This is a genomic window from Paenibacillus tepidiphilus (genome assembly GCF_008635795.1).
Classification (GTDB): Bacteria; Bacillota; Bacilli; order Paenibacillales; family Paenibacillaceae; genus Paenibacillus_AQ; species Paenibacillus_AQ tepidiphilus.
Genome location: NZ_VWRQ01000007.1, coordinates 275259 through 284698 on the forward strand (window position 1 = coordinate 275259; position 9440 = coordinate 284698).

Consider the following 9440-nt stretch of genomic DNA (forward strand, 5'->3'; position numbering starts at 1 on the left):
CGGTTCGAAACACCATTATTTATTTTAAGACGCCCTTTCGAGATGGCCGTGAACGCGGGACCATCTTGGCAGGACCAAAGGGGGAAGTCCATGAATATCAGCCAACTTGAGACCTTGATAACTATTTCCAAAACCATGAGCTTCCGCAAAGCGGGTGAGCTGCTGAATTTGACCCAGCCGGCGGTATCGGCCCAAATTAAAAGTCTGGAGGAGGAGTTCAAAACCCAGCTCGTCGACCGGAATCAGCCGGTGACCCTGACCGACAGGGGCCAGGTGTTCCTGACTCACGCGGAGCAGATTGTGGGCATCGTCGAAGAATTGAAGCAGCGCCTTGCAGATCTTGATGAGAACCCCCAAGGGCACATTGTTCTAGGTACGACCACCTCCATTGCCATTCAAATTTTACCGCGCGTTTTATCTTACTTTCAGGACCAGTTCCCGCATATCAAAACATCGATTTCCTCGATGTCTTCGTCACAAATATACCAGCATGTCGAGAACGGCCTGGTCGATGTCGGCATCGGCTACCTGATCGGCGACAGCCCGGGAATGACCACCTCCGTGCTGTATTATGACACCTTTGAGCTTGTCGTATCACCAAGGCATCCGCTGGCGGAGGCAGTCTCCGGCGATGTCGGATTGCTTGGACAGATCCCGCTGATCCTGCTGTCCCCGGACACCGTGGGCCGCCGCTTCGCCGATGATGTAATGGCACACCATGGTATTCAGCCCCAGGTCATCATGGAGCTGACGAGCAGCGAGGAAGTGAAGCGGATGGTCGAGCTTGACCTGGGGGCCGCTGTGATATCCAGGCAGTCGGTCATGTCCGAAGTCCGCAGCGGGACCCTGAAGATCATCCCCATTGCCGAGCTGGAAGTCAGCCATCCCGTCGGCGTCATTACCAAAGCCGGCAAATATGTCACCTCTGCCATGCGGCAGTTCCTGAGCGATTTGAAAGGCATGAACGAAACACAATTCAGAGGAAAATAATTTTAATCGTAACCCACAAAGGCCAAAGGAGATGTGACCATCCATGAATTTCGACCTGCATACCCATCATTTCCGCTGCGGCCATGCCGACGGAAGTATCCGGGATTATATTGAAGCCGGCATGGCCGCCGGGCTTGAAGTCATAGGCATTTCTGACCATACGCCTTATTTCGCCAGCCCCGAGGAGCAGGCCTTCCCCCATATCGCCATGGCCAAGGCCGAGCTGGCCCATTATGTCGACGAGGTGCTGTCCCTGAAGCGGGAATATGCCGGCCGCATCGACGTGCTGCTGGGCATCGAGTCCGATTACTTTGAGCCGCATGCAGGACTGTACCGGGACACGCTGGCCGCCTATCCTTTTGACTATATCATCGGTTCTGTACATAGCGTTGATGAGGTCAGCATCTTTAACAAAGGCCGCTGGAAAGGACTCGGCCCGCAGGAGAAGCAGCGGGTGAAGGCCGAGTATTACCGGCTGATTACCCAGTCGGCGCGCAGCGGCATGTTCCAGATTCTCGGCCATATCGATGCCATGAAGGGCAACTTCCCGGCATTCGCAGAGATTCCCGCCGCCGCCGAAGTGGATGAAGCACTGCGCGTCATCGGTGAATGCGGCGTCGCCATTGAGATTAACACCTCCGGCGGCACCAAGCTGTGCGGCGGCTGGTACCCGTCGGATGATATACTGGAGCGCGCGCTGCATTATGGCGTTGATGTTACCTTTGGCTCTGATGCGCACAAGCCCTCCCGTGTCGCCGATCAGCGTGAGGCTGTAGCCGCCCGCCTGAAGGAGATCGGATTTACGCATTGGGTGTACTATAAGCAGCAAGAGAAGCAGACTGTAGCGATATAACCTTAAGACAACAAGAAGGAGCTGTCCAAATGCCATGTTAAGGGCACTTGGAACAGCTCCTTCCACGTTCCGGGGAGATAACTGCGGCTTGTATTATTTCTGCAGATTATCGCAGGTGAAGCCCTGCCGGGGTAATGTCTGCCCGGCGTCGCCGTACTGCGGATTGAGCGAATAGAAATGGGCGATGACCGCGCTCCAGTCCCGCTCCGTCTGCCCCACAGCCTTCAGATACTCGCGGAAGGCAGCATTGTATTCTGCGATGTAACCCTGGGTATCCCGGTTATACCGCTCCTCATGGCAGACCGCTTCAAGCGGCAGGCGCGGCTTCTTTGGCAATTCCTCACCCGGGTAGCCGACGCATAAGCCGGCGACCGGGAAGACATATTCCGGCAGCTCCAGCAGCTCAATGACGGCCGCTGTATTGCGGCGTATGCCGCCGATCGGGATAATTCCGAGCCCGAGCGACTCCGCAGCCGCAATAGCATTCCCCATGGCGATGCCGACATCGGTGGCGCCGACCAGCAGCGCATCCACGTCGCGCGCCGCTTCATACGGCTGGCCTTCCAGCTCGCAAGCCAGCCTGGTACGGTAGAAATCAAGGCAGAAGACCAGAAATACCGGCGCTTCGGCTACATGCCGCTGATTGCCGCTCAATGCTGCCAGCCGCTCCTTGTGCGATTCCTGATGCACGAATATAATCGTCATCTGCTGCCCGTTCACCCAGGAAGGCGCTGCCTGTGCTGCTTCGGCAATGCGGCGCAGCTTGTCCGGCTCCACCGGCTTCGCCGCATATTTTCGGTAAGAACGGTGATTCATTAATGTATTCAGCACTTCATTCTCGTTCATGGGAATCCCCCTCCTATGTCGGTTGTTTCCGGCTGTTCAGCCAGTGCTTCCTGCAAATCGGCGATCCTAACCGCCAGCACGCTCTCCTGTGCACCCTGCAAATAACTGAAATACGAAAAGGTCAGCAAACCATCCTGAGCCGAGCGCAGATACAGATTGTCGCCGTAGTGCATATCTGCGGTGTCTGTATTTTTTTCAATGGAGGCCTGCTCCTCTGAACCCAGAATCGTCTGATACAGGAGCACACCGCGCTTCGCCAACGGATCAACCACCCATAGCAGCTGACTGGATTCCGCACGGATCAGGAGCAGGCGCTCACCGGCGAACCCCTCCAGCGAATAATGGTCCCGGCCAAGCCATTCGTTGATATTATAGCTATGCACGACAGCGCCACGATCATTAATATACCGGATACTGCCGCCTTCGGCAAAGACCCACAGCCCGCCCTGCTTTGCAGTCCGCGGATTTCCATCTCCCCCCGATACCGCAGAATGCAGAACTTGACTGTTATGCACGAACAGCTTCACCGTTACACTGAAGATCAGCGGCTCGCCCGAAAAAGCGGTAGCGGTAACGATAGACGAACCGCTCTGTGCGATGGGCTGGATGCTCATCTTGGCATAACGCCACTCTTTCAGCTCCACATTCACCTTACCGATTAGCCTCGGCTCGCCGCTTCCTGCCCTGCTGTAAATTTCTCCGCTCCCGCCGATCCAGAACGCGGCTTGACCCTGCTTGCCGTAAATAAAGCGGTTCTCCGATTCAAGACGGAGCTCGTTCTCCTCTACGGTAAGACGGGAGCCGGTCAACTGTGCCGCCTCTTTGACGGCGATCATCAATGTTCCCTTCTTCAGCACCAGATGGCTGCGCTCCAGCGGCACCATTTGTCCATTAACCTTCACTTGCCCCCGATCCGCCTTCACCTCAATGGTCTGGCCCGGAATGTACAGCGTTGCCGTACGGGACTTCTGTTCCCAGCTCACCTCGTAACCCAGTGACTCAAATGCGGATTTTAGCGGTACCAGATGCATGCCCCCGCTCCGAATCCCCCCGGAGATCTCCGTTCCGTTCATGAAGTAACGGTAAGACGGGGAGGCGCCGGCAGGTCCGGCCGCACAAGTTAATACCCAGCTTAGTAGCACCAAACCATAGAATAAACCCCGTCCAGGCCATTTCATGTCATCACCCTCCAATGTCCGAATGAAGCCGATCATACAGCGGGATTCCATATTTTACAATAAACATTGTTACGTCCTGTAAGGACAACGGATTTCTGCGCAAAAAAATGGACCCGATTGCTCGGGTCCCAACAGCAGTTATATTTTCAAAAGGGGGTCATGTATTTAGTTTAACCGGACACTGTTAGAGTTTGATAACGGCTTTATTTCATTTGTGTAACAATGTGAATACTTTCATTACATCGCCCGAGCTGCCCGGCATCGGCAGGATTCGTTCCAGGGACAGCCCGTTCTTCAGCATCACCCGTTCGGAGCGGATATTGCCTCCGCGGCAGCGCCCCTCCACCCGCATCAGGCCCAGCTCCCGCCGTCCGTAGTCCAGCAGAAGTCCGACCGCTTCGGTCGCGAGGCCCTGCCCCCACCATACCGGGTCAAGCATGTAACCCAGCACGGCAGTCCGTTCATGCCTGTTCCAGCTTTGCAGCGAGACTGTTCCGATCATCTCCTGACCGCCGCACACATAAATTCCGCTATGCAGCGCCCGGGGATCGGAACCCTGCAGCATCCGGTAGACCAGCATATCCAACTGGCTGCGCAGCGGCCCATTCTTGCGGTGCAGCATAATATGCGGCGCGACCTCGGGCTGTGCGAACAGCTCCATCAGCCGCCCGCCTTCTTCTGCCCGCAGCTGCTTCAGTTCAACCCTCGGTCCCTGCCGGACCGGAAAAGCTGCCGCCTCATAAGTGCTCATTGGCTATCCTCTTTTCTGAGGGATGATAAACAGGATTAGTCCCGGCGCAATGTAAGTATCGTCAGCTCCGGCCGGCAGAGCAGCCGGAATGGCATATACGTCTCACCGAAGCCTCTGTTGACATAGACCGGCATTGCGCGATGGTAAGTATAATATAACCCGTTTATGTATTTTTGAGCCCCATATGGGGTATAGGCGGCACCGATAATAGGCAGGCGGATCTGACCCCCGTGGCTGTGTCCGGATAACTGGAGATGGAACGGGTAGGGCTCCGCCACATCGGCATAATCGGGCTCATGCATCAGCAGCACGGTACAAGTGCCTTCCGGAATACCGCGGAGCGCCGCTTCCGGGTCAGGCTTGCCGTGCAGCATATCATCCAAACCGGCAATGGCCATCCGTGCACCGCCCTGCTCTATAATCTCAGACTGGTTGCGCAGCACATTGAAGCCGGCTTTGTTCAGCAGCAGGGTCAGAAGCTCGGTATTCTTGTAGTCATGGTTGCCGAGCACCGCGAATTTCCCCAGCTTGGCGGTCAGTTCTTTCAGCAGCGGCACGCTCTCTTCAAGATCCTCGGCAAAGCTGTCGACGATGTCGCCCGTGAAGCAAATGAGGTCAGGCTCCGCTTCCTTGATATGCTTGACCAGCCGGGCCAGATCCCGGGAATCCTTGTTGAAGCCCAGATGCACGTCGCTGAAATGCACGAGCCGCGTGCCCGCAAAGGCGGACGGCAGCTGCTTAATCGGCATCTCCAGCCGGGTAATATCCAGCCAGTTCGGCTCACCCTGCCAGGCATATCCGCCGGTCAGCAGACCGGCACCTATTACCGTGCCCGCACCGCGGGCGAGGAACTGGCGGCGGGTGATCTTGCGTCTGTTACCGGGTGCCGGCGGGGACTGCCCCGCGCCGGAATCGGGAGAAGCCCCGGAGGATGGATGGGTCATAGGGAGATTCTCCTTTCAAACGTATATCTAAAGTCCAGTTGTTGCGCCGGCTTTATTTTTTTGACGAGATTTCCACATGCTCAGTTTGTTCCTTTGGACAATCCCCGGACTTGCCGTCACTGCTCTTCGTTTCGATGTTCACATCAATCTCCGCTTCAATCTCTTCCTCGGAGCCGGGGCCAAGGATTTTGCGGAACAGGCCGAGCATGGATAAGGCATAAGCCACTGTAATAAAACTGAAGCTGATCTGCATCACAACCACCAGCCGGGAGGTGTTGTCTATCGGAGCGATATCACCATAGCCGACCGTTGTAAAGGTAGCCACGCTGAAATAGAGGAAGGTAATCAACTGGCTCAGCAGATCATCGCCCATTCCTTCTCCTTGAAAGGAGGTTTGGCCGAACAGCTTATATATCGATGTATATACGACTGTAAAAAAAATAATGCAGGTAATCGCCGCGATACTGATCCGGAGCAGCGTCTGCTTGATATGCACCTCGCGGTTGTTCGATTCCTTGATTTCATGAAAAATGAAGTGGATATAGAAGATCACCGAGGCCAGCACGAACAGCAAAATCAGGCCGCGCAGTCCCCTGTCTCCGGGTACAATATCCCCCAGGTCAATCCAGTTCAGCAAATCCTCCACGGATACCAGGACATAGATCAGCAGGGGAGCGAGCAGTACGCCTTTGCCGACCCAGCTCATCTTCATACGGTAAAACAACGCCGCCATCAGGCCGAAAATCGCCAGATTCAACATCCACATCCACCAAGTCATGCCCATTGCGGATACACTCCTGTTCTTCACATGCGCCTGGCAGCCGCGGTTCGGCAGCTGTCTGTCTTACCGGTCCGATTCCGGTGCTACCGGTCCTGTGAGAGTACACATCACTTGTTCTTCCGGCGACTCGGCATAAGCCTGCGCAATGCCCTTGGCGGCGATTTCCCGCTTCAGCACCCGGCGCTGTGTCACAGACACCTGCACGCTCTCTGCGAACGGAAACGGGTCCAGCTCCAGCTCGCGCCCGTTCCTCCACTTGGCCGTAATCGCCCGCCCCATGGTGAAGCCGAATTCTTCACTGCCGGAGAAACCGTCCTTAAACCATGGATGCTCCGCCGCTTCCGGACTGCCCGGCTCGTTCAGCACAAGATACAGCGAAAGATCGTCGCAGAACTGCAGCAGCCGTGCATCGTAGTAGAGCTCCTCTTCGCCGATGGGGCGCCGCTGCTCCAGCTCGCGCTGAATACGCGACCGGCGCTGCTCCTCATCCTCCAGGTAGGCGGTCAGCTCCGGTGTGTCTTCGCCGGAGACGACGATCAGACGCTCGAAGTGCTTGCTGCACAGCAGAGCGCCATAAGCAGTGACCTCTTCGATTTCATTCAGCCCTCTGCGGTAGAAGGTCAGCTTGGGCACCACGGGAAAATCAATAAAGCTGTACGGCGCCCCCTCCGCATCGTTCCAAAAAGGGGTTTCGTCCAGATCGATCCAGCCCCGGTCATGGTTGGCTACGGCCCACAGCACCTCTTCCCGGCGGTGGCCGGCCGGAACCTGCTCCAGCCGGAAGGCTGCAGCGATTTCCCCGGCAATTCTTCCGTGCTCATGCTGCTTCACCATTACAAACGCTTCGTCCTGCTCACGACAAATCACTGCCATTCCTCCCTGATTGCGGCTGCCTAATGGATATGGAGATTATAACATATTGCGCTAAAAATGTTTGCGCCCTGGATGCTCCCGGCCTCAGCGGAGCACCGTTATGCGCCGGTGCTTCCAGGCACGGCTAAGGAATAAGCCGCCTATGTATGTAAAGTATGTTCCATACATGTACCCGTTTCGGCGCGGGCTAGAAACAGGCGCGGGCAGTGTCGCCCGGTGAGTGCGAGGGCGGTAGCCCAGGCAGGCCGAGGCGCGGCGCGCCCGGTGAAGGCGAGGGCGAAAGCCAGGCAGGCCGAGGCGCGGTGCGCCCGGTGAGGGCGAGGGCGAAAGCCAGGCAGGCCGAGGCGCGGTGCGCCCGGTGAGACCGGCGGGCGCCGCGGTGTGCCCAGCGGGCGGCGGCGGGCACAGCTGACCGCGGCGCGGCAGCGGGGAGCACGGCGGGCGGCGGCGCGGCAGCGGGGAGCCCGCCGGGCAGCGGCGCGGCAGCGGGGAGCCCGCCGGGCGGCGGCGCGGCAGCGGGGAGCCCGCCGGGCGGCGGCGCGGCAGCGGGGAGCCCGCCGGGCGGCGGCGCGGCAGCGGGGAGCCCGCCGGGCGGCGGCGCGGCAGCGGGGAGCCCGCCGGGCGGCGGCGCGGCAGCGGGGAGCCCGCCGGGCGGCGGCGCGGCAGCGGGGAGCCCGCCGGGCGGCGGCGCGGCAGTGCCCGGAGTTGCTGGCCACGGGCACCGAGTGGCCAGCAGTGCGCTCGCCACGCAGCAGCAAAAGCCATGCCCCGCCGCGTATGCGGGTGGGCATGGCCTCTGGATACTACTTTGCTTGCTGCTCAGGCAATTAAACGCCGAGCCAGCGCTTGAACATATGCTTGGTCGTTTGCTTGTTGATCTCGGCAATCGAAGTAGTCAGCGGGATGCCCTTCGGGCAGGCCCGCACGCAGTTCTGCGAGTTGCCGCAGCCGTCGATGCCCCCGTCCTGCATCAACGCTTCCAGCCGGTCGTCGGCGTTCATCTCGCCGGTAGGATGGGCATTGAACAGGCGCACCTGGGAAATGGCAGCCGGACCGATAAAGTCGGTCTTCTCGTTCACATTCGGACAAGCCTCCAGGCACACGCCGCAGGTCATGCATTTAGACAGCTCGTAAGCCCACTGGCGCTTCTTCTCAGCCATACGCGGTCCTGGCCCCAGATCATAGGTGCCGTCGATCGGAATCCAGGCCTTAACCCGCTTCAGCGCATTGAACATACGGCTGCGGTCGATGACCAGATCGCGTACGACGGGGAACGTCTTCATCGGTTCCACTCGCACCGGCTGCTCCAACTGGTCAATCAGCGCGGCACAAGCCTGCCGCGGCTTGCCGTTAATCACCATTGAGCAGGCGCCGCAGACTTCCTCCAGACAGTTCGAATCCCAGCATACCGGAACCGTGTCGTCGCCTTTGGCGTTCACCGGATTGCGCTGGATTTCCATCAGTGCGCTTATCACATTCATCCCCGGCCGGTAAGGCAGATCGAACTCCTCCGTATAAGGTGCGCTTTCCGGTGCGTCCTGGCGGGTGATGATAAACTTTACGTTTTTGGGAGCTGCAGCAGTTTCCGCCATATCTGTTCCCTCCTAAAAGTTTTTGTGAGCGTTGCTTCAAGGATTACTTCGTACAAAACTGCTTCGAAAGCATAGGCTTAGTTTTTGTGAGCATTGCTTCAAGAATTACTTCGTACAAAAACTGCTTGTTACTAACCGATTCTATTGCACGAAATACAGTCAGCCCTCCACAGTAGCACCATCCGGCGATCTCATCCTTTAAGTAACATTGCCTTTCGCTTCGGATAAGCCGCTACGTTATACCGGCGTTGGCAAAGCGTCTGCACATCAGCCACACGTCGCAATCAAGGCGGCCTGCCAAGCCGATATCCCGGATAGTTGCACTTTGTACAACTAAACACGCCTAAATCTGTACATTCCGGACTTTAATTGCATTTTGTACATCTATTATTGGAGAAACCGTCCTATTGGGATGGCGTAAAATAAGTTGTGTACCAAGATTTGGAGCCTAGTCAGGCAACAAAAAAGTAGGGTATTCTCGGGATTACGACACCACCAAGAAGGGACCCTACTCGATGACTATTGTACCCGAAAACCTGCTAAATAATCTATTTGAAAATCTTGTTACTGAGTTTGTTAAAGATAACCTAGAATCCATCCTGCGCGCTGAAATTCAAGCCTTCATGTCTTCA

Annotated in this window: 9 protein-coding genes; 2 read left to right on the forward strand and 7 right to left on the reverse strand. The window is 57.2% G+C overall.

Annotated features, from left to right (window positions below):
• Positions 1 to 90: 90 nt before the first annotated feature.
• Together F1379_RS11915 and F1379_RS11920 are read left to right on the forward strand one after the other, a co-directional pair.
• Positions 91 to 990 carry a LysR family transcriptional regulator gene (locus F1379_RS11915; protein ID WP_150269767.1) on the forward strand — a complete coding sequence of 300 codons (900 nt, stop codon included), beginning with the start codon at positions 91 to 93 and terminating at the stop codon, positions 988 to 990.
• Between the two features lie 43 nt (positions 991 to 1033).
• Positions 1034 to 1843: a histidinol-phosphatase gene (locus F1379_RS11920; RefSeq protein ID WP_150269769.1), complete on the forward strand. Its 810-nt coding sequence runs from the start codon at positions 1034 to 1036 to the stop codon at positions 1841 to 1843.
• 93 nt (positions 1844 to 1936) lie between these two features.
• On the opposite strand, the gene F1379_RS11925 is transcribed toward F1379_RS11920, so the two are convergent.
• The 7 genes from F1379_RS11925 to sdhB all read right to left on the reverse strand — a co-directional run bounded on the left by F1379_RS11925 (position 1937) and on the right by sdhB (position 8808).
• Positions 1937 to 2689 (reverse strand): nitroreductase family protein, encoded by a 753-nt coding sequence (locus tag F1379_RS11925; protein WP_150269772.1) that lies wholly within the window; start codon positions 2687 to 2689, stop codon positions 1937 to 1939.
• Positions 2686 to 3867 (reverse strand): copper amine oxidase N-terminal domain-containing protein, encoded by a 1182-nt coding sequence (locus tag F1379_RS11930; RefSeq protein WP_162551135.1) that lies wholly within the window; start codon positions 3865 to 3867, stop codon positions 2686 to 2688. The genes F1379_RS11925 and F1379_RS11930 overlap by 4 nt, the downstream gene beginning before the upstream one ends.
• Before the next feature lie 208 nt (positions 3868 to 4075).
• Positions 4076 to 4618, reverse strand: a complete 543-nt coding sequence (locus F1379_RS11935; RefSeq protein WP_150269776.1) for a GNAT family N-acetyltransferase — start codon at positions 4616 to 4618, stop codon at positions 4076 to 4078.
• Between the two features lie 35 nt (positions 4619 to 4653).
• On the reverse strand, positions 4654 to 5562 hold the full coding sequence (locus F1379_RS11940; protein WP_150269778.1) for a metallophosphoesterase: 909 nt from the start codon (positions 5560 to 5562) through the stop codon (positions 4654 to 4656).
• A gap of 52 nt (positions 5563 to 5614) precedes the next feature.
• On the reverse strand, positions 5615 to 6346 hold the full coding sequence (locus F1379_RS11945; protein ID WP_239004645.1) for an ion channel: 732 nt from the start codon (positions 6344 to 6346) through the stop codon (positions 5615 to 5617).
• 60 nt (positions 6347 to 6406) lie between these two features.
• The gene (locus tag F1379_RS11950) at positions 6407 to 7210 is read right to left on the reverse strand and encodes a DUF3891 family protein (protein ID WP_162551136.1); all 804 of its coding nucleotides are present in this window, start codon (positions 7208 to 7210) and stop codon (positions 6407 to 6409) included.
• A gap of 833 nt (positions 7211 to 8043) precedes the next feature.
• A complete protein-coding gene (gene sdhB, locus F1379_RS11955) occupies positions 8044 to 8808 on the reverse strand; it encodes a succinate dehydrogenase iron-sulfur subunit (RefSeq protein WP_150269783.1) in 765 nt (254 codons plus the stop codon).
• Positions 8809 to 9440: the final 632 nt, after the last annotated feature.